27 protein-coding genes are annotated in these 26,512 nt (G+C 45.4%); 16 read left to right on the top strand and 11 right to left on the bottom strand.

Annotation, left to right across the window (positions count from 1 at the left end; all coding sequences use genetic code 11):
- The 7 genes from H3S94_RS01725 to H3S94_RS01695 are packed head-to-tail and all read left to right on the top strand — an operon-like array spanning position 1 to position 6,198.
- Positions 1–963: a branched-chain amino acid ABC transporter permease gene (locus tag H3S94_RS01725; RefSeq protein WP_077990923.1), complete on the top strand. Its 963-nt coding sequence runs from the start codon at positions 1–3 to the stop codon at positions 961–963.
- Positions 956–1,675 carry an ABC transporter ATP-binding protein gene (locus H3S94_RS01720; protein WP_198240093.1) on the top strand — a complete coding sequence of 240 codons (720 nt, stop codon included), beginning with the start codon at positions 956–958 and terminating at the stop codon, positions 1,673–1,675. Before H3S94_RS01725 ends, H3S94_RS01720 begins: the two co-directional genes overlap by 8 nt.
- Positions 1,662–2,363 (top strand): ABC transporter ATP-binding protein, encoded by a 702-nt coding sequence (locus tag H3S94_RS01715; RefSeq protein ID WP_077994429.1) that lies wholly within the window; start codon positions 1,662–1,664, stop codon positions 2,361–2,363. The genes H3S94_RS01720 and H3S94_RS01715 overlap by 14 nt, the downstream gene beginning before the upstream one ends.
- A gap of 3 nt (positions 2,364–2,366) precedes the next feature.
- The gene (locus H3S94_RS01710) at positions 2,367–3,332 is read left to right on the top strand and encodes a nitronate monooxygenase family protein (RefSeq protein ID WP_198240092.1); all 966 of its coding nucleotides are present in this window, start codon (positions 2,367–2,369) and stop codon (positions 3,330–3,332) included.
- The gene (locus tag H3S94_RS01705; RefSeq protein ID WP_198240091.1) at positions 3,322–4,074 is read left to right on the top strand and encodes an enoyl-CoA hydratase/isomerase family protein; all 753 of its coding nucleotides are present in this window, start codon (positions 3,322–3,324) and stop codon (positions 4,072–4,074) included. The genes H3S94_RS01710 and H3S94_RS01705 overlap by 11 nt, the downstream gene beginning before the upstream one ends.
- Before the next feature lie 11 nt (positions 4,075–4,085).
- Positions 4,086–4,949: an IclR family transcriptional regulator gene (locus H3S94_RS01700; RefSeq protein ID WP_198240090.1), complete on the top strand. Its 864-nt coding sequence runs from the start codon at positions 4,086–4,088 to the stop codon at positions 4,947–4,949.
- A complete protein-coding gene (locus H3S94_RS01695) occupies positions 4,927–6,198 on the top strand; it encodes a CaiB/BaiF CoA-transferase family protein (RefSeq protein ID WP_077990932.1) in 1,272 nt (423 codons plus the stop codon). The genes H3S94_RS01700 and H3S94_RS01695 overlap by 23 nt, the downstream gene beginning before the upstream one ends.
- A 432-nt stretch (positions 6,199–6,630) precedes the next feature.
- On the opposite strand, the gene H3S94_RS01690 is transcribed toward H3S94_RS01695, so the two are convergent.
- A complete protein-coding gene (locus H3S94_RS01690) occupies positions 6,631–7,611 on the bottom strand; it encodes an aldo/keto reductase (protein WP_077990934.1) in 981 nt (326 codons plus the stop codon).
- Positions 7,612–8,176: 565 nt separating this feature from the next.
- Positions 8,177–9,034, bottom strand: coding sequence for an acyl-CoA dehydrogenase (locus H3S94_RS01685; protein WP_198240089.1), 858 nt, complete (start codon positions 9,032–9,034; stop codon positions 8,177–8,179).
- Between the two features lie 535 nt (positions 9,035–9,569).
- Here H3S94_RS01685 and H3S94_RS01680 point away from each other — a divergent pair.
- From H3S94_RS01680 to H3S94_RS01670, 3 genes are all read left to right on the top strand, one after another.
- A complete protein-coding gene (locus tag H3S94_RS01680; protein WP_198230655.1) occupies positions 9,570–10,646 on the top strand; it encodes a hypothetical protein in 1,077 nt (358 codons plus the stop codon).
- A 201-nt stretch (positions 10,647–10,847) separates the two neighbouring features.
- Positions 10,848–11,768 (top strand): sulfite exporter TauE/SafE family protein, encoded by a 921-nt coding sequence (locus H3S94_RS01675; RefSeq protein WP_077990943.1) that lies wholly within the window; start codon positions 10,848–10,850, stop codon positions 11,766–11,768.
- 1 nt (position 11,769) lies between these two features.
- A complete protein-coding gene (locus tag H3S94_RS01670; protein ID WP_198230656.1) occupies positions 11,770–12,567 on the top strand; it encodes a TIGR02186 family protein in 798 nt (265 codons plus the stop codon).
- Positions 12,568–12,702: 135 nt separating this feature from the next.
- Here the strand turns inward: H3S94_RS01670 and pdeM are convergent, their stop codons facing one another.
- Both pdeM and H3S94_RS01660 read right to left on the bottom strand, forming a co-directional pair.
- Positions 12,703–13,395, bottom strand: coding sequence for a ligase-associated DNA damage response endonuclease PdeM (pdeM, locus tag H3S94_RS01665; protein ID WP_198230883.1), 693 nt, complete (start codon positions 13,393–13,395; stop codon positions 12,703–12,705).
- A gap of 19 nt (positions 13,396–13,414) precedes the next feature.
- Positions 13,415–15,931, bottom strand: coding sequence for a ligase-associated DNA damage response DEXH box helicase (locus tag H3S94_RS01660; protein ID WP_198230657.1), 2,517 nt, complete (start codon positions 15,929–15,931; stop codon positions 13,415–13,417).
- A gap of 55 nt (positions 15,932–15,986) precedes the next feature.
- Here H3S94_RS01660 and H3S94_RS01655 point away from each other — a divergent pair, with 55 nt between their 5' ends.
- Complete coding sequence (locus H3S94_RS01655; RefSeq protein ID WP_077990947.1) at positions 15,987–16,772, top strand: glycosyltransferase family 25 protein; 786 nt, start codon at positions 15,987–15,989, stop codon at positions 16,770–16,772.
- 192 nt (positions 16,773–16,964) lie between these two features.
- Here the strand turns inward: H3S94_RS01655 and H3S94_RS01650 are convergent, their stop codons facing one another.
- The 3 genes from H3S94_RS01650 to H3S94_RS11980 form a co-directional block, all read right to left on the bottom strand.
- Positions 16,965–17,420 (bottom strand): CAP domain-containing protein, encoded by a 456-nt coding sequence (locus tag H3S94_RS01650; protein WP_198230658.1) that lies wholly within the window; start codon positions 17,418–17,420, stop codon positions 16,965–16,967.
- A gap of 304 nt (positions 17,421–17,724) precedes the next feature.
- Positions 17,725–17,991 (bottom strand): DUF6460 domain-containing protein, encoded by a 267-nt coding sequence (locus tag H3S94_RS01645; protein WP_077990951.1) that lies wholly within the window; start codon positions 17,989–17,991, stop codon positions 17,725–17,727.
- 401 nt (positions 17,992–18,392) lie between these two features.
- Positions 18,393–18,521 (bottom strand): hypothetical protein, encoded by a 129-nt coding sequence (locus tag H3S94_RS11980; RefSeq protein WP_255520144.1) that lies wholly within the window; start codon positions 18,519–18,521, stop codon positions 18,393–18,395.
- A 147-nt stretch (positions 18,522–18,668) separates the two neighbouring features.
- Between H3S94_RS11980 and xseA the strand changes: the two genes are divergently transcribed.
- Together xseA and H3S94_RS01635 are read left to right on the top strand one after the other, a co-directional pair.
- Positions 18,669–20,240 (top strand): exodeoxyribonuclease VII large subunit, encoded by a 1,572-nt coding sequence (gene xseA / locus H3S94_RS01640; RefSeq protein ID WP_198230659.1) that lies wholly within the window; start codon positions 18,669–18,671, stop codon positions 20,238–20,240.
- A 20-nt stretch (positions 20,241–20,260) separates the two neighbouring features.
- Positions 20,261–20,833 carry a DNA-3-methyladenine glycosylase I gene (locus H3S94_RS01635; protein ID WP_198230884.1) on the top strand — a complete coding sequence of 191 codons (573 nt, stop codon included), beginning with the start codon at positions 20,261–20,263 and terminating at the stop codon, positions 20,831–20,833.
- 53 nt (positions 20,834–20,886) lie between these two features.
- Here H3S94_RS01635 and H3S94_RS01630 read toward each other — a convergent pair whose 3' ends face one another.
- The gene (locus tag H3S94_RS01630) at positions 20,887–21,678 is read right to left on the bottom strand and encodes a hypothetical protein (RefSeq protein ID WP_198240088.1); all 792 of its coding nucleotides are present in this window, start codon (positions 21,676–21,678) and stop codon (positions 20,887–20,889) included.
- A gap of 309 nt (positions 21,679–21,987) precedes the next feature.
- Here H3S94_RS01630 and hisS point away from each other — a divergent pair, with 309 nt between their 5' ends.
- Genes hisS through hisG form a run of 3 tightly spaced genes read left to right on the top strand, consistent with a single transcriptional unit; the run spans position 21,988 to position 25,340 of the window.
- A complete protein-coding gene (gene hisS / locus H3S94_RS01625) occupies positions 21,988–23,478 on the top strand; it encodes a histidine--tRNA ligase (protein ID WP_077990955.1) in 1,491 nt (496 codons plus the stop codon).
- 21 nt (positions 23,479–23,499) lie between these two features.
- A complete protein-coding gene (locus tag H3S94_RS01620; RefSeq protein WP_198240087.1) occupies positions 23,500–24,642 on the top strand; it encodes an ATP phosphoribosyltransferase regulatory subunit in 1,143 nt (380 codons plus the stop codon).
- Positions 24,639–25,340: an ATP phosphoribosyltransferase gene (hisG, locus tag H3S94_RS01615; RefSeq protein ID WP_077990956.1), complete on the top strand. Its 702-nt coding sequence runs from the start codon at positions 24,639–24,641 to the stop codon at positions 25,338–25,340. The genes H3S94_RS01620 and hisG overlap by 4 nt, the downstream gene beginning before the upstream one ends.
- A 94-nt stretch (positions 25,341–25,434) precedes the next feature.
- On the opposite strand, the gene H3S94_RS01610 is transcribed toward hisG, so the two are convergent.
- The 3 genes from H3S94_RS01610 to H3S94_RS01600 all read right to left on the bottom strand — a co-directional run bounded on the left by H3S94_RS01610 (position 25,435) and on the right by H3S94_RS01600 (position 26,400).
- A complete protein-coding gene (locus tag H3S94_RS01610; protein ID WP_198240086.1) occupies positions 25,435–25,596 on the bottom strand; it encodes a hypothetical protein in 162 nt (53 codons plus the stop codon).
- A gap of 5 nt (positions 25,597–25,601) precedes the next feature.
- A complete protein-coding gene (locus tag H3S94_RS01605) occupies positions 25,602–25,799 on the bottom strand; it encodes a hypothetical protein (protein WP_077990957.1) in 198 nt (65 codons plus the stop codon).
- A gap of 70 nt (positions 25,800–25,869) precedes the next feature.
- Positions 25,870–26,400 carry a peroxiredoxin gene (locus H3S94_RS01600; RefSeq protein ID WP_077990959.1) on the bottom strand — a complete coding sequence of 177 codons (531 nt, stop codon included), beginning with the start codon at positions 26,398–26,400 and terminating at the stop codon, positions 25,870–25,872.
- Positions 26,401–26,512 lie beyond the last annotated feature (112 nt).

The following is a 26,512-nucleotide window of genomic DNA, read 5'->3' as shown; positions in this document are numbered from 1 at the left end:
ATGGCAAAGCTTCAATCTTCTATTTTGTTTGTCTTGCTCATTATCATTGCAGGCGTGTTGCCATTCTTCCTGAATGATTATTATTTGATGACGATTATCTCGTCATTGGTCATTGCGGGGCTTGCCTTATCATGGGCGATGCTTTCCAATCTTGGTGGCATGACGAGTTTCGGCCATGCAGCGTTTTTTGGAATAGCATCTTATGCGAGCGCAATTGTTACCATGCGCTGTGGAGTTCCGGTTTTGCTTGCTGTTCCATTTGCGGCAATTATCGCGGCTCTTTCAGCCGTTTTGATGTTGCCGATTATAAGATTGTCAGGGTCCTATTTTGCTCTGGCTATTCTTGGTTATGCGCAAATTTTCTATGGTCTGGCTGTCGAAATGCCGCAATGGACAAATGGTTCTGCAGGCATAAGCTCCATCCCGCCGCTTCCGGAAGTTTTGGGAATCGATTTTTCACAACGTCTTGGTGCTTATTTTCTGATGCTTGCCATCATTCTGGTTATCGCATTTATCTATGGTTCCATTCTGCGTTCCAGAACCGGTTTGGCATTGAAAGCTATAGCCGAAAGCGAGGATGCAAGTCTGGTTGTCGGTGTCAATGCTGTCAGGCTCAAATTTCTCATTCTCTTGTTATCGGCTTTCATTGCAGGACTTATCGGCGCTTTTAATACGCATCTCATTGGCTCCCTCAATCCGGATGATGCATTTTCTGCCAATTGGAGCCTTTTGCCGATCATTGCCGCTATTTTTGGTGGCTCCCGAACATTGTGGGGGCCGGTTATCGGCGCTGTCGTAATCTATCTGTTCGACCAGATCGTAGCAAAAGAATTTTTTGCGGCTGTTTTCCATACTTCGGTCGGTCACCAGATCATTCTGGGGATTATTCTGGCAATACTTATTCTCGTTGCTCCGGATGGACTTTTATCGCTCTTTTTCAAGAACAGGAAAGCTCATGCTTGAGATTAAAAATATTACAGTCCGGTTTGGCGGCCTTGTTGCTGTAAACGATGTGTCTTTCAGCGTTGGCAGCCATGAAATTCTGGGGCTTATCGGTCCCAACGGTGCCGGTAAAACAACGCTCTTCAATGCAGTTTCGGGGCTTGTTCGCCCGACACTCGGCCATGTCATTATGGACAAAAGCGATATAACGCGGTTGGCACTTTATAAACGTGCCCGTCTGGGATTGGGGCGCACCTTCCAGATTCCGAAGCCCATGCACCATCTCACAGTACGGGAAAATCTGATTGTTGCCCAAACTTTCGGCGCTCGCGAGAATAATCCGGAAAGGATAGATGAAATTCTGGAATTATTGGAGATAGCCCATAAAGCCGATAGCGATGCGGCGAGCGAGCTTGCCATGCAGGAACTCAAACGGTTGGAAATTGCCAAAGCGCTAGCAACCAGACCGAAATTGTTACTGCTTGACGAGGTATTGGCCGGCCTTGAAAGTCAGGCAAAACGTATGTTTATGGAAAAATTGAAGCAGATCAATTCAACGCTTGGCATCGGAATTATTATTGTCGAACATGACATAGAGACAATTTCCAAGCTTTGTTCGCGGGTTATCGCATTGAATTTCGGCCAATTGATTGCCGACGGGACACCACGCGAAGTTTTCACCAACCCGAAAGTCATAGAAAGTTACACAGGTGCAAGTCATGTTGAAGATTGAAGATTTGCATACCGGTTATGGCGCGATCACGATATTGCGCGGTGTATCGCTCGAGTTTCCCGAAAAGCAATTGACAACCATTGTCGGTCCGAATGGCGCAGGCAAAACCACTTTGTTACGGGCAATTACCGGACTGTTACCATATCAGGGAACCGTCGAAATAAACGGCAAAAACGTTGCGGGAAAAAAGACTTGGGACTTTGTCGGTGTCAAACTCGCAATGGTTCCGGAAGGCCGTATGATTTTTCCGGATATGACAGTTGAAGAAAATCTCGCTTTGGGAGCTTTTGATAAACGTTGCCGTGCAACTTTTTCTTCCAAAGCGGAAGAAATGTATGTTTTGTTTCCCAAATTGAAAGAACGTCGTCTCCAATTGGCGGGGTCACTGTCAGGCGGCGAAGCGCAAATGCTTGCAATGGCGCGTGCATTGATGTCGGATCCCGAAATTCTTCTGATCGATGAACCTTCATTGGGGCTTTCACCGGTCATGGTGAAAGAGGTCTTCAATATTATCGGCCGCATGAAAGAGCATGGCGTAACAATTGTTCTCGTCGAACAGAATACCCGTATGGCCGTCAACATTGCCGATTTGGTCTATCTCATGCGCGATGGCAAGATTTTGCTAAAGCAACCGGCCGCCGATGTCGATCTTCATGCGTTACACGAACTTTATCTGGCACAGGAGTAGACAATGTCACTTCAGGAAATTATCGAACATCTCGCACTTCCGGCAATTGCTTCGCCGCTGTTTATCGTTTCCAATCCGCAATTGGTTATCGCTGAATGCTGCAATGGAATTATCGGTTCCATTCCTTCCCTCAATGCACGTCAAAAGGAAGATTTTCCCCTCATGCTTTCAACAATTGAAGAGGGTATCCAAAAAGCTGTCTCGACGGGAAAATGTGCGAAACCGGCTCCCTATGCGGTCAATCTGATTGTTCATGCGTCCAATGACCGGCTTGACCATGATCTTGGCGTTTGTGTCGAACATAAAGTTCCGGTGGTTATCACCTCCCTTCATGCGCCGGGAAAAGTGGTTGAAGCCGTTCATAATTACGGCGGAGTGGTGCTCCATGATGTCATCAGTATAAGGCACGCAAAAAAAGCATTGAACGAGGGAGTTGACGGTCTTATCGCCGTTTGTGCGGGGGCAGGCGGGCATGGTGGCTCGCTCAGTCCTTTTGCTCTCGTTGGCGAAATACGCCGGTTTTACGACGGTGTGATCGTTCTTTCGGGCGCAATATCACGCGGTGATGATATTCTAGCGGCTCAGGCAATGGGCGCCAATGCGGCTTATATCGGAACCCGTTTTATCGCAACTCCCGAAGCAAATGCGGTTGATGAATATAAAGAAATGATTATCCAATCGGATGCGAGCGGGATTGTTTACACGCCTTTTTTCACTGGTGTTAATGGCAATTACCTGAGGGAGAGTATTGTTCGTTCCGGCCTCGATCCGGATGATTTGAAAAATGGTCTGTCAGCAAATTTCGGTTCGACGCGGGTCAAACCGTGGAAAAATATTTGGGGTGCAGGACAGGGTGTCGGTAATATCGACGAAATATTGCCAGCATCCGAAGTCATTGCCAAATTGAAAAGGGAATATCGGACCGCTTTTCACCGTCTGCAAAATAAGGGGACAATCTATGTCCGGTAAAATACTGGTGGAAATGCCAATTCCTGAAATCTGTCATATTATTATGAACAGACCCGAAAAACATAATGCACTCGATCGGGAAGCGTACCGGTTGTTGACTGATGCGCTCCAGAATGCCGACGAGAACGAAAATATCAGGGTTATTGTGCTTTCGGGCGCGGGTAAATGTTTTACCGCGGGCAATGACCTTCATGATTTTACCGGAGAGAGTTTGCTTGATGGGAAAGGCCAGTCTCCGGGGTTGAAATTGCTGCTTACACTTCATGGCATGAACAAACCGGTCATTGCGGCTGTGGAAGGTTATGCGGTCGGAATAGGGGCGACAATGCTTAACCATTGCGACCTTGCCTATTGCGGAACGAGTGCCCGTTTCAGATTCCCGTTTGCAACTTTGGGGCTATCTCCGGAAGGTGGATCGACATTCTATCTCCCGCTTGCGGCAGGCTACAAAAAGGCAGCCGAATTGTTGTTTTTCGGGGATTTCTTCAGTGCGGAGGATGCCTTACAGTTCCATCTTTTGAACGCTATTGTTGAAGACAATAATGCCGTTTCTTATGCACTTCAAAAAGCGGAAAAACTTGCAAAAATGCCGTTTCAATCCATATTGGCAACCAAAAAAATGCTAAAAAAACGGAATAAGGATAAATTAGTGTCAATCCTTGAAGAGGAAGCAAAAACATTTCACAACTTGCGAATGAGTGCAGAAACTCAAAAAATTATCAAAGGATTTTTCAATAAATAACAGGAATCATAATGGCGCGTAAAAGAACACCTATTCCATCCAATGATATTCCGTTGACCGACAGCAACAAGGTTGACAGGAATACCGAACGCCATTTTGTGACCGCCCTCGGGCGCGGGCTGAAAGTGCTTGCCTGTTTTCGCCACGGGGACATTCTGCTTTCTAACAACGATATTTCCGAACGCTGCAATCTGCCACGTTCCACCGTTTCAAGACTAACCTACACGCTGATGCGTCTGGGCTATCTTTATTATGTTGAAAGCAAGGGGAAATACCGGTTGGGAGCGGCTGTCATCACGCTTGGTACGACAATGCTTTCAAGCCTTACTATAAGGTCCATTGCCAAACCTTACATGCAGGAATTGTCCGATATGAGCAAAGCTTCGGTCGGGCTTGGTATAGCCGATCACCGAAGTGCACTTTACCTTGAATATTGTACACCGGCGGATGGTTCGGTTTTGCCTACGCGTTTGGGAACGCGTATTTCCATTATCAATAGTGCAATGGGGCGTGCTCTACTTGCAGCCAGCAGCGAACGTGACCGCGAAGCGATTTTTTATGACATTCGCCGACGCGACGAAATCGAGTGGCCGGAAATATATGACGGAATCAAAAAAGCAATCCATGAACATGAAACCACGGGTTGCTGCACCTCTTTTCAAGACTGGCAACAGGATGTCAATGCGATAGCGGCAGGTTTTAATCCGGGTGAGGGATTGCCTGTTATGTCTATTAATGTGGCCGGACCTGCTAAAATGGTGAGGAGAGAACTACTGCTCGGAGAGGTGAAAAAGAAATTATTGGGAATCGTTCAGTTGTTGAAAAACAGCCAGACGATAGAAGGAGGAAATTATGACAGGAAAGTTAGACACTAGGAACGAGGTTCAGCACGACAGCAATGCAGCACCGGAAAACAGAAAAGCGATACCTGGTGAACCATTGGCGGGAGTGAAAGTGGTTGATGCTTCACGCGTTCTTGCCGGTCCTTTGTCTGCGCAATGTCTGGGAGATATGGGAGCTGATGTTATCAAGATAGAACATCCCGAACGTGGCGATGATACACGCGATTGGGGGGTGCGCATAGGCGAGCGCGATACAACCTATTTTTATTCGATGAATCGCAATAAACGTTCTATCGGTCTTGATTATACCGATAAAAAAGATCTCGATATTGTATTGAAGCTCGTCAAAAATGCCGACGTGTTCATTCAAAATTTCAAATATGGCGGAGCGGAAAAACTCGGTATCGGTTACGAACAATTGTCGAAGATAAACCCGCGGCTTATTTATTGTTCGATTTCCGGCTATGACCGCCATAGTTCGGAAAAAGAACGTCTGGGATATGACATCGTTTTACAAGGCGAAACGGGGCTCATGGGCATGAACGGCGATCTCGGCCAACCACCTTTAAAATTCGGTGTTGCGGTGGTCGATTTGTTTACCGGATTATATAGCGCCCAAGCAATCCTTGCCGCATTATATGAGCGGGAGCGGACAGGGCGCGGCAGCCATGTCGAAATATCGCTTTACAATACAGCCGTCCAGCTCACCGCCTATTATGGGCTGGAAGCCTTGGCCAATGGCAAAGATCCGCTAAAATGGGGTAACAATCACCCCTCGATTATGCCTTATGGTGTTTATGAAGCGGCAGATGGTCCGGTTGTTATAGCTGTCGGTAACTTCAGGCAATTTACGGCTTTCTGCACCAAAGTCATTGACCGGCCAGATATTATGGAAGACCCGCGTTTCAAGACCAATCTGGACAGAATAAAAAACAGGAATATTATTGGCCCGATTTTCAAGGAGGAAGTAAAAAAGTTTCCGCGCGCCGAGTTGATCCGTCGCATGAACGAGGTCGATATTCCCTGTGGCGAAGTGGACGGGCTTTATGCGGCGATGACTTCAAAACGCGCACAAGAAAATCAAATGGTGTGCGAGGTTGACCACCCGATTGCAGGAAAGGCCAAAGTCCTTAACCCGCCTTACCGTTTTCATGGTCAGCGTTCGCCTCTGCAACGTCGCCCGCCAATGCTTGGCGAACACAATATCGAAATTCTTAAAGATGTGCTCGGTTTCGCCGATGAAGAGGTCAATGAATTCATGCACCGGCATCATTTGAATTGAATTTTGAAAAATTGGTTCATGGTTTGACAATCAAAAGCACAGCATCCGATAGGCGGTACTGTGCTTTTTTGTGTTCGTTCACATGGAAATCATAAAATTGGGCGATAGCAGGCAGAAAACCATAAAAATCAATCAACGGACGACTGAATACTTTGTCGGATTTGACAAAGTGTTCCTCCAGCTATCGACAATGTTAGCCTCCCGCTATCGACAAAGAGTGCCTCCCGCAACCCGCAAAGTGTAAATCCTGCAATTTATGGGGGCTATTAACGAAATTCGCCTCTAAAAACCGGAGATTGTGGCCGGAGATTATGGCCAGAGATTGCGGCCGGAGATTGTAGATTGTCGTGAATGGCCGGTTCAAATTCCGAAAAGAAAATCCGACTTTTTTGCTAATTTTATGATTTCAAATGCTCACTTTATTTTGTCGCTTTACCATGCATAAGCTTCGGGCGCTTCGCCTTTTGGGCCCGGCCAAATTTTGTCGAGCCTGTCCAGTGTTTCCTTTGACAAAGAAATATCAACAGCTCGCAAATTTGCTTCCAATTGGGCTTTTGTTCTGGGCCCGATAATGGGAGCGCTGACAACGGGATTATTGAGGCACCAGGCAAGCGCAACATCTGCCGGTTTTTCATTCAATTCTTTGCATAAAGCTTCATAGGCAACGAGTTGATCGTGGTGTTCAGCAACAACATTTTCAAGATCGGCGCGACGGCCACTCTCGAATTTGTCAAGTGCTCCTGCAAGTAATCCGCCGTCAAGCGGACTCCACAAAATCAATCCCAGACCATGATAGCGGCAGGCAGGAATGACTTCGGTTTCAATGGCGCGATTTCTCAGATTATAGATGTCCTGTTCGCTGACAAGGCCGAGCATATGCCGTTCGACAGCTTTGCCTTGGGCTGTTGCAATGTGCCAGCCGGCGAAATTCGACGAACCGACATAGGAAATCTTTCCTTGTGTGATGAGAACCTCCATTGCTTCCCAAATTTCATCCCACGGTGTCCCGCGGTCGATATGGTGCATTTGATAAAGGTCGATATGATCGGTTTTAAGCCGTTTGAGACTTGCTTCACAAGCACGCCTTATATGGTAGGCGGAAAGGTGTCTGTCATTTACACCATAATCCATAGGCTGATAAAGCTTGGTCGCAAGAACAATCCGGTCACGTTTACCGCTGTTTTTGATCCAGTTGCCGATAAATTCTTCCGAAATTCCGCTGCCCTTCGGGATTTCAGGATATTGGCGCGTTCCATAAATATCGGCTGTGTCAAAGAGATTAATTCCATTATCAACGGCAGCATCCATAATATGACATGCTTCTTTTTCATCCGTCAGATAGCCGAAATTCATCGCCCCCAATGCCAAACGGCTGACTTTCAGACCTGTGCGACCAAGATGGGTATATTTCATTTTGTTTTCCTCATTTGAACAAATGCTGCGAAACTTCATCGCGATTTTTCAAGCCGGTCATTTTAGCAAGACGTTCATTTTCCGGAATATTCCTTATCAATCCGGTTTATGCGTGAACGCCGTTTTCCGAACATTTGTTCTTGACTGCTTTCATATTCGGCAAATCATCCCGTTGGCTGCACCCGCTTTGTCTTTTGTCAAAATGTTTCGTTAAATTCAACGTCGCACAATTTGCCAAGCCGGTAGATACAAAACAATGTAACCGCACCTTGCCAACGAAATATCATCGCTATCGGTAAACAACATAACATAACCGGTTCTGCTGTTTAGACAGGAAAACTCGCATGTTATCATGAATGTCATTCATATATTTGATGATAAGGCGGGCAACAAAGAACTAGGCGGCAAAGAGGAAATGTCGGGATGTGAATTGCAAAAATCTTTTTTGCAATAGAAACAAAAACATTAAAAATCTTCCGGCTCGTCCATCACCATAAAACAGCACAGAGCGGAAAGACAAGCTGACAGCGACCGGTTTACCCGAAGCTTCAAAATTGCATCTTGTTTAAGAGATTTTCTTTGTCGGTACGCTCTTGTTATCGGGGGTGAATTCTACAAAGCTTGATTGCGCGACGCCATTTTCATTGCCCACCCAAAGTTCGGCTTTACCAAAGCTTACTATTTGACCGGCCGTTATAAATTTTTCCGGACAAAAAACCGGTCTTCGGCTGCGGAAGGAAAAACTTGATATTCCTGCATCCGGATTTGCATTTTTGAAAGCCTGAAGTGCTAGAGTGGCAAGTAACTGGCCTTGTACCAGCAAAGCAGGATAGCCTTCTTTACTGGTCACGTAAGGATAATCATAATGGATGCGATGGCCATTGAAAGTCACTGCCGAATAGCGGAACAAAGTAACACTATCGGCTTCATGCGTTTCTGACCATTGTCCGCTATGACAAGGATCCGATTTTATATTCACGAATTTTGTCGGTTCGCGATAGACAATATCCTGTTCTTCCAGAAGCGCTGTTTCATCATTTTGAATATGTTTATGTTCGACAGTGACAAAGAGCAACTTTCCGCTTCTACCTTGCTTTTCGTTAATCTGCCGAATAGTCGATATGCGTTTTGCCGGTTCTCCGATGATAAGGGGGCGGAAAAATTTCAGCCGCCCGCCGGCCCACATCCGGTTGAAGTTTTCGGCAGGCGGCAGGAACTCGCCGCGTGAGGGATGCCCGTCTTCACCTAATGAATGAAAGGAAAGCGTTGGTTGAAAATACATCCAGTGCCATAAAGGTGGTAGAGGATCTGTTCTTTCAGGAAGCTTTGTTCCCAGTGTCGCGGCCATACGTGCCACCAGGACATAGTCGAGAACATCTTCAATCGTTTCCGTTTTTCCGACCCAATCGGTGAAATCTTTCAAATTTTTCTCCTCCCGATGTTTTTCCGGATTGTTATCTGGTATTTCAAACGACCAATCCGGACATATCGTTATATAATGCCTTGATATTAGCGGTTTTCGAGCGCTTTTTTGACAAAACAATTATCGAAAGTTTGCGACACTATTTCAGCACCGGTTTGATATTCATCGATTGGTTCAGGCATTCATCGTTCCATAATCTTGCTATAACGCGTTGAATTTGCAATTTCCTTCAAGTTTCGTTTGCCACATTGGCTATCACGATAAAAGAAGAAATTATGTAAACGTGTTTTTCAAGTGAAATATAAAATTTTCCCTTCTTTGTGCGAAATAAAATTGCGTGTCGCTCACTTGTTGATAAAGCATCCGCGGTGCATTCAAAGCGGAAAACAAACCGTTGATCGCCGAAATCATGATTGCAATTATAGTTAAGGCTAAATTTACCAAACTTGAGCTATGAATAACAAGGGTTTAAGGGATCAAGCGCTTAAAGCCCGAGATGTTTTAGTCTATCGCGTTTTGAGTAAAAGGCCGTGCAATGAATATGAATCGTTTATCGCTTATTTCCAATGAAGCGGGTGAAAAGCAATTTGCGCGACATCAACCACAAGAAATACAGCGCCAACAGATCACACTTTCGGATATTGCCGCACGGTTGCGGTCGGTTCACGAACAAATGAAAACGAAAGCGCCGGTCAAGTTGGAAAATGTTATGCCTTTTCCGAAAAAAAATAACGATGATGTAAAGGCTTATCTCGACGATATAGCACGCGCTTTGCTTAAAGAATATGAGGCAAGAAAAACCGGACAGTATGAACTCGTTCGCCATCTTGCCAGAATCGAGCAATTGCTTGAGGCAAATAAACGGGAACTTGAACAGACCGCAGAGAAAGACAAACAGGCATTGTTGAACGACATTGCCGGTGAAGTGCACTCGCGGTTAAAACAGGAACTGGCCGGGCAAACAAAAAGTTTGGCAGAAGAGAGCCGGAAAACCAATCAGGAAATATCGCGCCAATTGCGCGAAGCCGTTGCTGCGTCACGGTTTTCTGTTCAACTAGTTTCACTCCAGCGGCAAATTACAAACCTTCAGGCAACACTTGACGCCCATGACAAGTCACCAACAAATTGTTCGCACGAAGACAAGAGGAAGCATTTAGACGACGAGCTTCTGTCGAATATAAGCCCGCAACCATTGCCCGCAACGGATCGCGGACAAAATCATCATGATGTGAAGAAATCTTTCGACAAGCCGGTTATTCGCTTATTGGCTGAAAAAAAAACGCCAGAACAAATTCCGGAGCTGAATAAAACATCTGTAGAGCTTGATAAGTGCGAGCGTGAAGATGAAGTCGGAATAAAAAAATGCGAAATTGGTGATAGCACGCCGAAAAAAGACCTTCAAAAATGCGATGCAGAAACGACCGGATGCGGGCGGATAGTCAACACCGGACGGAAAAAAGATAAAGCAACGCGCGCAGGGAATGGAGATAACAAAACAAAAAGGACAATCACACGTGTGAGTGCGCTTTTGTTGATGGCGGCATTGGCTTATGGTTTGAACGGCCATTTCGATATGATCGACAATGCGTCGATTATTTCATGGCTACATTGATTGGCTTTAAAAACAGTTTTACGACATGAATTGTCGAATTTTTGATATATCTAATAAGCTGGCGGAAGTAACAATCGGTGTTCAAGTTATAAGATATATATTTTAACACTTATTGCGGCTTTTCTGGTATCAACCTTGAGAGACAAAACAAACAGCAGAATTTGGCAAAACAAAGGACCGTTTTCCCGTTAGGTGAGAGATGTGAGTATTTATTTACCGATAGCAGAAATGTCGCTCAATATGTTGATCCTCATCGGCATGGGAGGGGTTGTCGGTTTTCTTTCGGGAATGTTCGGTGTCGGCGGCGGGTTTCTGATTACGCCACTCCTTATTTTTTATAATGTGCCACCGGCAATAGCTGTAGGTACGGGGGCAAATCAGGTAATTGCTTCATCTGTTACCGGTGCGCTTACACATTTCAAGCGCGGGACACTCGACATTAAACTCGGCATTTTTCTTGTAGTCGGTGGCATATTGGGATCCTGCCTCGGTGTCGAATTATTTACTTTTCTGCGTAAACTTGGTCAGCTCGATCTTATCATTTCATTGCTTTACGTGGTTCTTTTGGGCGGCGTTGGCAGCCTTATGGCCATTGAAAGCTGGCGGGCAATCGTCAATGCAAGGAAGGGAAAGGTGGTTGTTGTTCACCGCCCCGGCCACCATAGTTTGGCACAGCGTTTGCCTTTGAAAATGCGGTTTCGCGCATCGAAAATCTATGTCAGCATTATTCCGGTTCTCGGCATCGGACTTGTTATCGGCCTACTTTCTTCGGTCATGGGGGTTGGCGGCGGCTTTATTATGGTTCCCGCACTCATTTACATGTTGCGCGTTCCGACCAATGTCGTTGTCGGCACATCGCTTTTCCAGATTACTTTTGTGACAGCGTTCACAACAATTCTACAAAGTATAACCAACCAATCGGTTGATATTGTGCTGGCATTTCTATTGATGGTTGGCGGCGTTATCGGTGCAACTTATGGAACAAGGATAGGTAGAAAGCTCAAAGCCGAACAGTTGCGCATGCTGCTTGCCATTCTGGTCTTACTGGTTTGCGCCCGTCTTGCATTCGAGCTTTTTGTTCGTCCCGACGATCTCTTTTCGCTAAGCTTTATCGGCGGGTAAAATGAAAACAGTTTTAACCGCAATAATGGTTTATCTGGCAGTCTTTCTGACATGTGAAACCGCCTATGGGGATACAGCTACAACATCTGCCGCACCGAAAGAAAATATACAGATCATTGTGACAACCAATGAAATTACACTGGATACCAATTTTGCCGGTCGCAACGTCTATATTGCGGGTGTTCTCGAAAACGCCGATCCTCAACTGAGACGTCAGGGGCGTTATGATATTATCGTTGTTATGGAAGGTCCGATACGGCCGATGGTGATGCGCGAGAAAAAGCGTAAGCTGGGTGTATGGGTGAATACGGATGCACTGACATTTGTAGCGGTTCCACAATCCTATGAAATGGCAACCACACGTGAAATCAGGGATATTACCAGCCCGATCAATTATAAAAGACTGGGGTTGGGGCTTGAATATGTTCCGCTGCGCGCAGAAACCGACGACGCGGATAAACTCAAATTATTCCGCGAGGAACTTATCAAAATCAAACGCGATCAACATCTCTACAGTGAAAATATCGGGGCCGTTACGTTCGGCTCGGCTTCGCTTTTTTCAGCGAATTTCAAATTGCCAGCCAATATCCCTGTCGGTCATCATACAATTCACGCTTATCTTTTCCGTGATGGCGAATTCGTAGAAACAGTGTCAACAGAGCTTGAAATTGTCAAAGCCCACACAGCCTATGCAATTTACCGTTTTGCTCAGGATAACAGCATTTATTACGGTTTTGTCGCCGTCTTTGTAGCAATGTTTACCGGCATTCTCGGGCGGTTGATTTTCCGCAAAGATTGATTGTTCGGTCAAGATGGTGTCGCAATTTTTTGATGAAACAGTGTGCCCCTGCCGTTTTATTTATGACTGTAACGATTATTTCATAGCGAAAAAACGATCGTTTAGCTTCTATCAATGAGAATACACAAGAAGGAATTATTGCGAAAAGAAAGATCGTTTTTGAATGGGATAAATGGTGTTCTTGCCTAAGAGACAGGCAATCAACGCCGATTTATCAAAAATATTGTAAAAAGCCTTGTGTGACAGATCAAGCCCGCCGGCATAGGCACCGAATGCCGGTAAAATCATCCGGTTCCCGTCGCTTGCAAAACAAAATCGTCTAACCGACATTCCCCGGCGGGAAATGCGAAGAGCGGGGTGAAGGTGACCGGCGATTTCCCCTTTCTGTGTTCCGGCAAGCGGTTCATGACGGAACAATAACGAGCCTATCCGGATTTCATGTGTCCATTGACCGGTAAATTCCGTTTTTTCATCATCGTGATTTCCGGCAATCCAGATCATCTCATGATGAGTAATGATGTCTTCAAGCAATTGCCGGTTTGTTTCAGAAAGTTGTAGAGACGCCTGATTATCATGGAAGCTGTCGCCCAAGGCGATAATTGTTTGTGGTTGATATTTTTCGACCACGGTTTTCAAACGTTTGAGGGTGCGTTCGCTGTCATAGGGTGGCAATAATTGGCCATGACGGGCAAAACATGATGATTTTTCAAGGTGAAGATCGGCAACGACCAACAGTTTTTCGGCGTGCCAATAGGCTGCGCCACTACAATCACAAGTAATTCGGGCATCATTGACTTTGACTGTAAAACGATCAAGTCCGGTTGTCATATTCACCAACAAGCCTGTTTCAGTTTTCAAGAACAGTATGGATGAGTTCTTCTGCTGCTTCCATTAAAATATTGTCTTCCGCGCTTCCCGGAATCATTTCTTTTCCTATTTCAAGCATAACCGGTAGCGCAAGTGGCGACATCCTGTCGATTGGCCGATGGATAATGTGATTTTTTATCCGTTTCAACATATCGCCAAGCCTTTTGATGTCTAAAAGTCCACGCGCCGCTTCCTGACGTGTCGCCTGAAGCAGGATATGATTTGGTTCATGCGTTCTTAAAACGTCAAAAATAAGGTCGGTGGAGACAGTCACTTGCCGTCCCGTCTTTTCCTGCCCCGGATGACGCCGGTTAATCAAACCGGCAATCATTGCGCAATTACGGAAAGACCGTTTGAGCAGATAGCTTTCATCGAGCCATGCTTCCAGATCATCGCCCAACATGTCTTCGGAAAAGAGTTCTTTTAATGAAAGGTTTCCGGCTTTTATCGCCTCGCCAATGTCGTCAAGTGTCCAAAGGCCGATCGAATAATCGGTAGCGACAAACCCTACAGGCTTCAAACCGGCGCGTTCGAGCCTGCGTGTCAACAACATTCCGAGTGTCTGATGGGCAAGCCGCCCCTCGAATGGATAGGCAACCAGAAAAGACCGGTTTTTCTCATTGAATGTTTCAATCAATAATTGATTGGTATCGGGCAGAATGGACGAGATTTTTTGTTGGCTTAACCATTTTTGAACCTGTTCAGGCAAAACATGCCATTCTTTCGGGTTTGCCAGCATTTTTCGCAATCTGTCCGCAAGATAAGTCGAAAGTGGAAAACGCCCCCCCATATAGCTTGGAACGCGTGCTTCCGGTTTTTTCGACAAGCTTACGTAACATTCATTTTCGCGAATAGCTTCAAAACAAAGAACGTGACCGGCAAAAATGAATGTATCGCCTTTCGTCAGACTTTCGAGAAAACTTTCCTCGATGCGTCCCAGCATTCTGCCACCGCGCATTGCAGTACTATTGCCCGCTTTGACAAGCCTGACATTGAGTTCGGCTGCTTCGACAATGGTTCCCATATTGAGCCGGTATTGCCGGGCAATTCCGGGATTGGAAACGCGCCAGCGGCCGTCTTTTGTAAGTCTTATTTTTGCATATTGCTCGTAAGCTTTAAGAGCATATCCACCTGTTGCAACGAAATTCAATGTTTCATCAAATGTTTTTCTTTTGAGCGATGAATAGGGTTCTGCGGTTTTGACTTCCTGATAAAGCTCGTCGGCATTGAAAGGTCCGGCGCAAGCCATACCGAGAATATGTTGGGCAAGAACGTCGATTGCCCCTTCACTTAAATGCGGGCTATCCTGTGCGCCGATATAATTTGCGTCAAGTGCAGCCTGACATTCGAGAACTTCAAAACAGTTTGCCGGAACAAGCACCGCTTTACTCGGCTCGTCCATGCGGTGGTTGGCGCGACCGATACGCTGGGCAAGTCTGCTTGCGCCTTTTGGTGCGCCGACATGAATGACCAGATCAATGTCACCCCAATCTATGCCGAGATCAAGTGTCGAAGTGGCAACGACCGCGCGAAGCTTGTTCAAAGCCATTGCTTCTTCCACCTTGCGGCGTTGCCCGACATCGAGCGAACCATGATGAAGTGCAATAGGCAAACTGTCTTCATTCATGCGCCACAATTCCTGAAACAACATTTCGGCTTGCGAACGTGTATTAACGAAAATCAATGTCGTATGCGCCGCTTTGATGAGGTCGAGGATGTCTTTGACCGCATAACGGGCAGAATGTCCCGCCCAGGGAATATGTTCTTCGGTTTGTAAAATTCTGATTTCAGGTTTTGCGCCGCCTTCAACGGTAACAAGACCGGCCATTGCCGATTTTTGTTTCTGGCTCACCAGCCAACGCCGTAAAGAATCAGGATCGGAAACGGTGGCCGAAAGGCCGATTGTTTTCAAATCCGGTCGCAATGTTCTTAAACGGGCAAGTGCAAGAGAAAGCAATTGTCCACGCTTGGACGTGACAAGCGAATGAAGTTCGTCAAAAATGACAGTATCAAGAGAGCCGAAAAATTTTTCGGCCTCGTGCGACGATAAAAGCAGCGACACTTGCTCAGGTGTTGTCAACAATATATCAGGTGGAATATATTTCTGTCTTTGTCTTTTATGTTGGGGCGTATCACCGGTACGGGTTTCGATCGCAATATCAAGCCCCATTTCCTGAACGGGTATTTTTAAATTGCGTTCAATATCCTGAGCCAAAGCTTTGAGGGGTGAAATATATAGTGTATGAAGATGACGGGTATGAAGATGATGGTGTTCAACATTTGAAAGATCAACCATGGAAGGTAAAAAACCGGCAAGAGTTTTACCAGCACCTGTCGGAGCAATAAGCAGAGTTGATTGTCCACTTTTCGAGCGTTTTAAAAGTTCGGCCTGATGGGGGCGCAGATTCCATCCTTTTTTCTGAAACCAGTTGTTAAAACGGTCAGGTAAAAGAGAATTTTCATCTTGCAGAAGTGAATTGCATTGATCGTGATACATAAAATCTATTTAATATGCGCGATTAAATTCGCCAAGTTACCGGTTAAGAATCATTATGAAGCTATATGTGATCAATCTTGATCGTTCACCAGACCGATTGGACCGCCTTGATAAAATTTTTAGGAAGTTGAATCTTGATTTTTCACGTATTCCGGCAATAGACGGGCTTCATCTTGATGAAAAATTCGTTGCCAATGTCAGGCAACACCAGCTATGGCCGGATCCGTTTACACGTGGGGAAATTGCCTGCTTTTTAAGTCATAAATTGGCAATCGAAAAAGTGGCAGCAGGAGAAGACGATTTTGCAGCCATTTTTGAAGATGATGTTATTTTGTCGGAAGACGCCGCCGAGTTTTTGAAGAATGACGATTGGATTCCCGAAACTGCAGATGTTGTCAAGATTGAAACTCATGGTAAAAAGGTCTGGCTGGGAAAGTCGATAGCCGTGAAAAACGGTTATAGCGTTGCGCCATTGAAAAGTCGGCATATCATGGCTGCGGGCTATATAATTTCAAAACCGGCAGCAAAACGACTAGACGCAATGATGGTACAAATAACATTTCCGTTCGACCATTTTCTTTTCAACCCGAAATGTCACGTATTTGAAAAATTTGAAATGTGGCAACTTGATCCGGCAATTGTGCGGCAAGCCGGTTTGGAAAGTACTCTTTCCGTTGATCGTACACAAATTGCCATAGTCAACAAACAAAGCCGACGCGCATCAAAAACTTTCAGGCGCGAGCTAAAACGGTTTTTTTCGCGCGCAAAAACCGGCCTTTGGGGCATGTCTATCAACCTTTTTACGCGAGAAAAATGGAAACGGGTCAAATTCAAACCTTGAGTTTTTCGCCCATCAGACAGGATTGAACGGTAAAATTGCTATTTTTGAATTGTTGCGAAGTTCAATTTCGCATTGCCTGAGGGGACATGTAAAAGCTTATGCATTCACGCAATCGGAAAAGCATGAAAAGCAATGATGCATTATCCCGATCGGGCTATATCGACTGTTGATTTTTCTGTCTCGACACCGATTTCAACGTTTGAATTCCATTGCCCAATAAATATAATTGGGGCGCTTCGGTGATGTGGCCTTTGCCAGACCATAATAATGAAAAGACGGATAAAGCATATTGCTTCTGTGGCCGGGGGAATTCATCCACACATTATAGGCAGCCGAAACCGTTGAACGTCCGGCACACAGATTTTCTCCTGCTGCCCCATGAATGCCGAATTTACGCAAACGTGTGACAAAATCATTACCCGAACTGATTGTGTGGGCAACCTTTTGAGCATAAGCCATAAGATTGGCCTGATCCTGAGCCATTTTTTCCAATTGGCTATCAGGTGCGAGAGGGCCACGATCGTTTTGGGCTCGCAAAGCGTTGATGAGACTTGTCGGATCTTCACCGTCGGCAAAAGCCGGAATTCCTCCTGCTGTGCCAATCATGAAAGCACCGGAAAGAACAAAAAAATTTCTACGTGTCAGCACAATATCACCTGATTATTAAATAGGCTCATCAACAACGGGGGTTTTAAAGTCCGATGCCGTGAAAAACAATAGGTCGCAAACGCCCTGCCATTCCAATGCACCGAAAATTATGAGCCGGCTGAATTTATTAACAGATGTTTATGAATATTCTTTGGCAACGTCAAAATTTTTTAAGGCTTTTGTTTTTCAAGTGTATTTATTATCGACCACCATTCCGGAAAAACAGCGTTTCACCGTGTTTGCCACGACATTTCGCCCAACAATAGCGTGCTTGCATTTTTCAATGGAAAAGGGAAAGCAAAACCTATTTGATCCAACTTAAAATACGCATGATAATAAATATCGGAACAACAATTGCAGCGCCGACGATCAGAACATTAAAGAGCTTTTCAAATGCTTCAAAACCCATTGACCATAACGAGGTGAAGAAATGGCTGATTTTCCAGACAACATCCATTGGTGTCCAGCCGAGAAGCGTCATCACAATGCCGACCAGAATTGAAAAGACGAGTAGTTTGATAACGACGCGTCCAGGTGTATCTCCAAGAAATGAATTGAGCGGCTTTGACATTGACTATCCCTCAAAGGTGCAGAATAAAACCTTAAATAGGTCTCGACGGTTTAAAGTTCAATCTCCATCATTTTCAGCCTCCAAACAATAACAGCCAGTGTCGAATTAGCAAATTTTCCAAATCCGGCTCTCGTCAATATCTCTTTCTTCCAAATTGGATGAGACGATCGCCTTAAATAGTCTTTCAAGGCCATTCCATAACTTGATGGAAAGATCGGGGCGTATGCTTTATTCAGCAAAACTGCTTTCTCGGCTGAAAAAAAGCAGGATGAAGCGCAAAGCAGCAGAATGGGCTTTAACAAGAACGCCAGTCGCGAATACGAACATAGAAGCAATGATACTTTCCGTACCATTGCTGTTTTTGTCTGACAAACACGATGCGGCCTCTTTACAGAAGTTTTTTAACGCTTGTTGTTTTTTGTCGATTTTTCTTTTTTCACCTGCTTTTCAAGCTTTCCGCCTTTCAAAGGTGGTGTCACTTCCTTTGCAACGTCACTTGCCCGTTCATGATCTACAGGTAATTTTCCCATTTTTTACTCCCGAAGCTGATTTGAATGAAACGAAATAGACACATAATTGTTCCGGTTAAATCGTATGGTGGCGGTTTTTAAACAGCTTGAAGTCGGCGGCATTTATGTCTAGTGGATTAACCGCAACAATTGATATAATGTGGGCATATGAGTGATTTTTTCTCTGAAAACAGTGCTGCAACCAATGCGGTAGAATATACGGTTTCCGAAATATCGGGCGCGTTGAAGCGTACGGTAGAGGATCAATTCGGCCATGTTCGGGTTCGCGGTGAAATTTCGGGATATAGAGGGCCGCACGCATCCGGTCACGCTTATTTTGCTTTGAAAGATGATAAAGCGCGCCTTGAAGCTGTTATCTGGCGTGGCGTAATGGGCAAACTCAAATTCCTTCCCGAAGAAGGAATGGAAGTGATTGCTACCGGTAAACTCACGACCTATCCCGGATCGTCCAAATATCAGATTGTCATTGATAGCCTTGAACCGGCGGGTGTCGGCGCATTGATGGCGCTTCTGGAAGCAAGAAAAAAGAAACTTGCCGCCGAAGGACTATTCGACGAAGCCAATAAACAATTATTGCCCTTTATGCCCAAGGTAATAGGTGTTGTCACTTCGCCGACAGGTGCTGTTATTCGCGATATTATCCATCGCATTTCCGACCGCTTTCCCCTTCATATTGTTGTTTGGCCGGTGCGTGTTCAGGGAGAGACGTGTGGGGCCGAGGTTGCAGCCGCAGTTTCAGGCTTTAATGCTTTGGAAGAAGGCGGGCCAATCCCGAAGCCCGATCTTATCATTGTTGCGCGCGGTGGTGGCAGTCTTGAAGACTTATGGGGCTTTAATGATGAAATCGTTGTAAGGGCTGTTGCCTCTTCACTCATTCCGGTAATTTCCGCTGTCGGCCACGAGACTGATTGGACATTGGTGGATTATGCGGCAGATGTGCGTGCACCAACGCCGACCGGTGCCGCGGAAATGGCAGTTCCCGTCAAAGCGGAATTGGAGGCAAGCGTTGCTTCTCTTTATGCGAGATTATTGGGGGGAATTTCCCGCCAATTCGATTTTCGCAAGCAAAAACTTTATAGCGCAGTGCGTGCACTTCCTTCTGTCGACCAGTTGCTCGCACTGCCGCGCCGCCGTTTTGATGAGGCTGCAAGCAGGCTGGAACGGTCTCTGACAGTAAATTCCGAAAAGAAAAGACAGGATTTCAACCTGTTGGCGCGCGGGCTTTCACCGCATCTGGTTACCAATCTTATCAATCAGAATCGCCAAAAGATAAGCCATATGGCCTTGCGACTTGAACAGGCATTTATTGCATTAACAATAGGAAAAAGACAAAAGCTCCTATCGGTGACGAGGAGTTTCAACCCGCGACTTGCCGAAACCATTATGGATAAAGCCAAAGAAGCCGGTTTGTTTTATTTCATGCGCCTTCAAAATGCTTATATTCTCATTGTTGAAAAACAACGCCAGAAAGTTGACATGGCGTCGCGGCTATTAAACTCGGTTTCTTATGAAAAGACACTTGAACGCGGTTTTGCGCTGGTTCTCGATACAGAAGGAAAGCTTGTCAAAAACGCGCGAGAAGTTCCTGAAAACGGGTTTTTGAAAATCAGATTTTCTGACGACACGATTGACGCAACAACGGTTCACAAAACTCACCAGCCGGCAAAAAAACAAAAACGCCATCCGATTGACGATGACAATCAGGGGGATCTCTTTTGAAAGCTCTGGCAGAAGGGCTAATGCTTGGTGCTGACGGGAAAATCCGTTGCGCATGGGCGGGCAAGGACGCGCTTTATTTAGCCTATCACGATCATGAATGGGGCAAGCCTGTTTACGATGACAATCATTTGTTCGAGAAAATTTGTCTGGAAGGATTTCAGGCCGGTTTGTCATGGTTGACAATATTGAGAAAACGGGAAAATTTTCGCAATTCATTCGATGGGTTCGATTTTAACAAAATCGCTTTTTATGACGAAGAGAAAATAGATGAACTAGCGAAAAATCCGGGTATTATCCGCCATATCGGAAAAATCCGGTCGGTAGTGAACAATGCCAAATGCGCTCGTAAACTTGTTGAAGAAAAGGGAAATCTCGCCGATTATTTCTGGTCTTTTCAGCCGCCCGAATCCGAACGGTTCAAACATGTCGATTATGCAACGCTTAAATTAAATCCGATAACGCCGGCTTCAATCCGCCTTTCAAAAGATTTGAAAAAACGCGGGTGGAGCTTTGTTGGCCCCACAACCTGTTATGCTTTCATGCAATCAATCGGCATTGTCAACGACCATATCGAAGGTTGTTTTTGTCGCTAAAAGCCGCTTTTCTCGGCTGTTTGGAAACACCAAATTTTCTTGGTAAAGCGGACTTATTTTTTCTCCCCATTTTCCTGTGGTGCTGAAGTCAGACTTTTTTCGGCTTCAAAACGGGTGAATTTTATTTTTTTGGCAAGATCTGCAAAATGGCTATTCAAGTAATCCTGAAAACGGGCAGATGTCAGGCTTCCTTCTGCCGTTCCAGTGTTGGAGCCGAACAGAAAACTGTGGCTGGACTGATGTCTTATGTCGAGAATACCGGCATCAACAAGTTCGTTTTTGTCGATATGGATAAAATTTGCACCGGCCACAGGTAACTTCTCACGGGAAAATAAATCGCTGAAAAAAGTATCGTGCCCGTTTTCGCCCATCGAGACACGAGCATTTGCGTCAATATTACATTCAAGGCCGGTCAATATATAATCGCCTGGAGCAATTGGAGAAAATGCTGTCGCAATTGTTTTATTGGTGAGCTTTTCCGAAATCGTTTCAAAGGTTACTTTACCGAGGAACCATTTATCAGATTTGCCAAGAATCCATTTGGTTTGCGAAATCGCTTTGTCGGATAAACCGGCAATTGTATAATTATCTCTACCGGAATAAACATTTGTATAATTTTTCTGGTCAAGCCTGTCACCAACGATTTGCCGCAAGCGTATTGTTGTGCTTTGGCAAAACCGGCCTTCATAAACGACTCTGACAGCAATGGCCGCACCTTTTTGGGAAATCGTATTCTGGAAGAAATTAACAGCTTCATCGCTATTAATGTCATTTTTCTTGGAGTTCGTGCAATTGGCACAAAAAATACACAAAAAAACCAATAACAAAGTCCGATAATGCGGCATTTTCTCTACCCGAAGCTTTCCGTTTAACCGGATACACTGGGTAACAGTATATCGTTGGAAATAAAATGGGTTACCGCGATCAAGCCGGATTATAGCTGAAGAAGATGTGGATAAAGCGTGGTCATTAGCCACTCAAACGTGAATGGACATAACAGATGTGGAATGACGGAAGGGCAAAAGCGGATATTCAATTGTGATTTTACCAATAAACTTTAGTGGGCGTGGAATGCATGCCTTGCCGCTTGGTTCACGATGAGTTACAAACCAACACCCTTTCAATTGCAGAACAGTTTTATTGGCAGGAATAAAATGGCAGACAGACAGGTAAAAACGATAGCACGCGTTCCTCGCGGGTTTGTTGATCGCACGAGCGCGGAACTCGACGCAGCAGAAAAGATGATGTCGGTTATTCGTAGCGTCTATGAACTTTACGGGTTTGAAGCGGTTGAAACACCGATTTTTGAATATACTGATGCGCTGGGAAAATTCCTGCCCGATCAGGATCGTCCGAATGCCGGTGTTTTTTCTATTCAGGATGATGACGAACAATGGATGTCATTGCGATATGATCTGACGGCGCCACTTGCACGTTATTTTGCCGAGAATTTTGAAAGTCTGCCAAAGCCTTATCGCAGTTATCGTGTTGGCTGGGTCTTCCGTAACGAGAAGCCGGGACCGGGACGTTTCCGCCAATTCATGCAATTTGATGCCGATACTGTAGGAACGCCGACCGTTGCGGCTGATGCCGAAATTTGCATGATGGCAGCCGATACAATGGAACGGCTTGGTATAGAGCGCGGCGATTATGTCGTTCGGGTGAATAACCGCAAAATCCTTGATGGAGTGTTGGAGCTGATCGGCCTTCAAGGCGAAAACAATGCGGAAAAAAGACTGACTGTTCTTCGTGCCATCGACAAGCTGGACAAGTTCGGCTCTGAGGGCGTGAAGCTGCTCCTCGGTAAAGGCCGTCTGGATGAGAGTGGCGATTTCACCAAGGGAGCCGAGCTTTCGGATGAAGCGATTGCCAAAGTTCTTTCCTTTATCAATGCCGGTGCTGACAATGGTGAGGCGACCCTTGCCAATCTTGCAAAGGTAGTTGAAGGAAGCAGCCGCGGCAAAGAAGGCGTTGATGAACTACAGGATATGCTGGCACTTTTTACGGCAGCGGGCTATGAAAAACGGATAAAAATTGACCCGTCTGTTGTTCGCGGGCTTGAATATTATACAGGACCGGTTTTCGAGGTCGAATTGTTATTCGATGTTGTCAATGAAGACGGACAAAAAGTTGTTTTCGGTTCGGTCGGCGGTGGCGGGCGATATGACGGGTTGGTATCGCGTTTTCGCAGCGAACCGGTACCGGCAACCGGCTTTTCAATCGGTGTTTCGAGATTGATGACAGCCTTGAAAAACCTTGGCAAACTTGATCTTGATGAAAAAACAGGACCGGTTGTCGTTTTGGTGATGGATAAGGATCGCACATCGCTTGAACGCTATCAGAATATGGTTGCCAGGCTTCGTAATGCCGGTATTCGTTCCGAACTTTATGTTGGTGGTTCGGGCATGAAAGCGCAAATGAAATATGCCGATCGCCGTCATGCCCCTTGTGTTATTATTCAAGGTTCACAAGAACGGGCTGAAAATCAGGTGCAGATCAAGGATCTTGTTGAAGGTGCAAGATTGTCGGCTGAAATTGAAGATAATAAAACGTGGCGTGAAAGCCGTCCCGCACAAATTACAGTAGACGAAAATAAAATGGTCGACGCGGTTAAAGACATTCTCGCCGCGCAAGATCGGAAATAGATAGTGTCAAGCGGGAAAGATATGACCGAACCCGAAATAAAAACGAAAACAATTGAAGAGTTTTTTGCAAATAATAATTTGCAGACGGTATCAATTCCTATTTTACAACCGTCCGAACCTTTTCTGGATATGGCGGGAGAGGATTTACGCCGCCGCATTTTTATGACGGAAAATGAAAATGGCGACAGTTTGTGCTTGCGTCCGGAATTTACGATTCCGGTTTGTATAAAACATATTAAAACAGGTGCGACAACGCCGCGCCGTTATGCCTATATTGGCGAAGTATTCAGACAAAGCCGTTCTGGCGAAAACAGTTTTTATCAGGCAGGCATAGAAGATTTGGGCGATGTTGATGAAGCAACAGCCGATTCACGCTGTCTCTATGATGCCTTGTCACTATTGAAACATATATCGGGAAATCCCGCATATACAGTCTTGTTGGGCGACCAGAATGTTTTTGCCTCGGTTCTTCAGGAACTCGGTATTGTTCCGACATGGCAAAAAAGGCTTCTTCGTAGTTTCGGAAACGCCAAACAATTACGTGATCTTTTGCATATTCTGGCCGAGCCGAAAAGCGAACAAAGCTTGCCTGCTGATCTTATGAAGCTTGTCGAGGCTCAGGATGAGGCAGCTTTGACCAATTATATTGAAGGGGAAATGCTTGACGCGGGCATTTCGCCATCTGCCGGACGCAGCCCGACAGAAATTGCCAGACGCCTTTTGGAAAAACAGCTTTTATCGTCGGTGAGGCTGACCAAACCGGTGTTGGAAGCTTTGGAAGAATTTCTGTCTATCCGCTTGGCTCTTGATGAAGCCGAAGAGGCTCTTTTCGAGTTCGGGAAAAAACACGAACTGGTAAGCGACCATTTTCTGATGCCGTTCAAAGCACGAAATCGCGCTTTTTTAAACAAGGGGATTGCTCTTGAAAGCTTGCAATATGATGCAGCTTTTGGCCGTCCGCTTGACTATTACACCGGATTTGTTTTTGAAATCCGCCGTGACAGTGATGTCATGATCGGTGGCGGGCGCTACAACCGGTTAATGACAATGTTGGGAGCCGATAGGCCCATACCGGCGGTCGGTTTTTCGGTCTGGCTCGACAGACTTGCGAATGGCAAAGCCAACGGAATTGGAGTTGAAAGCAGGGAAGGGAAATCATTATGACAGTTACACTCGCGCTTCCCTCCAAAGGCCGTCTTAAAGATAAAACACTGGAAACTTTAAAAGACGCCGGTTATCAGATCGCGCTTGCCGATAACGAACGTAATTATCGGGCAACAGTCGCCAACGATAAAAATATCGATATTCTTTTTTTATCGGCTTCCGAGATTGCTCGTGAACTTGGCTACGGGAATGTTGATCTTGGCGTCACGGGACAGGATTTGATAAACGAAACACTTGCTCATCCCGAAACAAAAGTCAAAGTTGAGGTTCCGCTCCGTTTCGGTTTTGCCGATGTGGTGGTGGCTGTTCCTGCTGTTTGGCATGATGTTGTAACTATGGCCGATCTTGATGATGTTGCTGCGGAATTTCGCCAACGGCACGGAAGGCGACTTCGTATTGCGACAAAATTCTGGCGTTTGACACAACAATTCTTTTCGCAAAAACATGGAATACAAGTCTATCGCATTGTCGAAAGCCTGGGTGCGACCGAAGGTGCACCGGCGGCCGGTTCAGCCGACATGATTGTCGATATAACATCGACGGGTGAAACGTTAAGAGCAAACAGGCTCAAAATATTGGATGACGGTGTCATTCTCAAATCACAAGCGTCACTTGTTTCGGCATTAAGAAGCCGTGAAAAAAAGGAAGTTCAGGCAATTATTGAAAAATTGCGCCATGTTGTAGATAAAAAAATCTAAAAGCCGAAAAAGAGAATAAAGCCGTTTTCAGTTTTTAAAATCAAACAATAACGTTCAATCAGACAATAATATTCAATCAAATAATAACGTTCAATCAGACAATAGCGTTAAGAGCCTCAATTCCCGTGAGGTCAAAAAACGCAAATGTCATAATAACAAGCAGTATCACAAGAATGATTGCTGCAATCAGCAAGATAAAAAAACGCGATCTTATACGGCGTTTTTCCGAAAAAGCAGGATCTGACCGATCAGCCATTAATTTTAGTCATCATTGCTGGAATTCAAACGGTCGGGACTTGTGCCTGCACCCGGTTCTCTTCCCAAATATCCCAAGTCTTGAAGCGATTTTTTAAGAAAAAGCTCTACTGCTTCTGCCTCGCTTTTTATTTTATGATTGTCGCGCAGGAAGTTTTGTAGTGCCGACAATGTCTGTGCATCAAGATTGAACGAAATACCCATATAGACCTCTTTAATATATCAAAAATATATAAAAAGCTCCTGCGCAGAAACGCAGGAGCTTTGATTGAAATTATTTCTCGCCTTTGAGAACTTTCAAAATGTTCTGCGGAGAAGATTCACCATAAGGATCGGTTTCGCAGTTATCTGAAAAGCCTTTTTCCTCGAACCATTTTTCGACAACGCCATCATTGACAATAGCCGCATAACGCCAAGAACGCATGCCGAAACCCAAATTGGATTTATTGACAAGCATACCCATTTTACGGGTGAATTCGCCATTGCCATCAGGAATGAGCTTGATGTGTTGCAATTTATTATGTCTGCCCCAGGCGTTCATGACAAAAGCGTCATTGACGGCAAGGCAATAGACTTCATCAATGCCCAGTTTTTTAAATTCCGGATAAAGTTTTTCAAAATCCGGCAACTGGTAAGTCGAGCATGTAGGGGTGAATGCGCCCGGCAAGGAGAACAATACAACGCGCTTGCCCTTGAAATATTCGTCAGTGTTGACATCCTGCCAACGGAAAGGGTTTGAACCCCCGATCGATTCATCACGAACACGCGTATGAAATGTCACATTTGGAACTTTTTGTCCGATCATTAATTTGCTCCTGTATTTTTATATCCTTCAGTCTGTCCGAAAAGACAGACAGTGTGAGCCGGAATTCACATAAGAAAGGTAAGAGATCAGTCGTTAACTTGCAAGCGTACCT

Source organism: Bartonella sp. B10834G3 (assembly GCF_016102505.1).
Taxonomy (GTDB): Bacteria; Pseudomonadota; Alphaproteobacteria; order Rhizobiales; family Rhizobiaceae; genus Bartonella; species Bartonella choladocola.
The sequence above is the reverse complement of the archived record's forward strand: the minus strand, read 5'-3'. Positions and strand labels throughout refer to the sequence as shown.

Excerpts from the sequence above, each read along its gene's own strand:
- H3S94_RS01695 (WP_077990932.1), top strand. The coding sequence starts at position 4,927 with ATGACAGGAAAGTTAGACACTAGGAACGAGGTTCAGCACGACAGCAAT.
- H3S94_RS01670 (WP_198230656.1), top strand. The coding sequence starts at position 11,770 with ATGAAAACAGTTTTAACCGCAATAATGGTTTATCTGGCAGTCTTTCTG.
- H3S94_RS01725 (WP_077990923.1), top strand. The coding sequence starts at position 1 with ATGGCAAAGCTTCAATCTTCTATTTTGTTTGTCTTGCTCATTATCATT.
- H3S94_RS01715 (WP_077994429.1), top strand. The coding sequence starts at position 1,662 with ATGTTGAAGATTGAAGATTTGCATACCGGTTATGGCGCGATCACGATA.
- H3S94_RS01620 (WP_198240087.1), top strand. The coding sequence starts at position 23,500 with ATGACCGAACCCGAAATAAAAACGAAAACAATTGAAGAGTTTTTTGCA.
- pdeM (WP_198230883.1), bottom strand. The coding sequence starts at position 13,395 with ATGACAACCGGACTTGATCGTTTTACAGTCAAAGTCAATGATGCCCGA.
- H3S94_RS01610 (WP_198240086.1), bottom strand. The coding sequence starts at position 25,596 with ATGGCTGATCGGTCAGATCCTGCTTTTTCGGAAAAACGCCGTATAAGA.
- H3S94_RS01600 (WP_077990959.1), bottom strand. The coding sequence starts at position 26,400 with ATGATCGGACAAAAAGTTCCAAATGTGACATTTCATACGCGTGTTCGT.
- H3S94_RS01690 (WP_077990934.1), bottom strand. The coding sequence starts at position 7,611 with ATGAAATATACCCATCTTGGTCGCACAGGTCTGAAAGTCAGCCGTTTG.
- H3S94_RS01680 (WP_198230655.1), top strand. The coding sequence starts at position 9,570 with ATGAATATGAATCGTTTATCGCTTATTTCCAATGAAGCGGGTGAAAAG.
- H3S94_RS01705 (WP_198240091.1), top strand. The coding sequence starts at position 3,322 with ATGTCCGGTAAAATACTGGTGGAAATGCCAATTCCTGAAATCTGTCAT.
- H3S94_RS01700 (WP_198240090.1), top strand. The coding sequence starts at position 4,086 with ATGGCGCGTAAAAGAACACCTATTCCATCCAATGATATTCCGTTGACC.
- H3S94_RS01655 (WP_077990947.1), top strand. The coding sequence starts at position 15,987 with ATGAAGCTATATGTGATCAATCTTGATCGTTCACCAGACCGATTGGAC.
- H3S94_RS11980 (WP_255520144.1), bottom strand. The coding sequence starts at position 18,521 with ATGGGAAAATTACCTGTAGATCATGAACGGGCAAGTGACGTTGCAAAG.
- H3S94_RS01635 (WP_198230884.1), top strand. The coding sequence starts at position 20,261 with ATGCTTGGTGCTGACGGGAAAATCCGTTGCGCATGGGCGGGCAAGGAC.
- H3S94_RS01660 (WP_198230657.1), bottom strand. The coding sequence starts at position 15,931 with ATGTATCACGATCAATGCAATTCACTTCTGCAAGATGAAAATTCTCTT.
- hisG (WP_077990956.1), top strand. The coding sequence starts at position 24,639 with ATGACAGTTACACTCGCGCTTCCCTCCAAAGGCCGTCTTAAAGATAAA.
- H3S94_RS01630 (WP_198240088.1), bottom strand. The coding sequence starts at position 21,678 with ATGCCGCATTATCGGACTTTGTTATTGGTTTTTTTGTGTATTTTTTGT.
- H3S94_RS01645 (WP_077990951.1), bottom strand. The coding sequence starts at position 17,991 with ATGTCAAAGCCGCTCAATTCATTTCTTGGAGATACACCTGGACGCGTC.
- hisS (WP_077990955.1), top strand. The coding sequence starts at position 21,988 with ATGGCAGACAGACAGGTAAAAACGATAGCACGCGTTCCTCGCGGGTTT.
- H3S94_RS01605 (WP_077990957.1), bottom strand. The coding sequence starts at position 25,799 with ATGGGTATTTCGTTCAATCTTGATGCACAGACATTGTCGGCACTACAA.
- H3S94_RS01710 (WP_198240092.1), top strand. The coding sequence starts at position 2,367 with ATGTCACTTCAGGAAATTATCGAACATCTCGCACTTCCGGCAATTGCT.
- xseA (WP_198230659.1), top strand. The coding sequence starts at position 18,669 with ATGAGTGATTTTTTCTCTGAAAACAGTGCTGCAACCAATGCGGTAGAA.
- H3S94_RS01720 (WP_198240093.1), top strand. The coding sequence starts at position 956 with ATGCTTGAGATTAAAAATATTACAGTCCGGTTTGGCGGCCTTGTTGCT.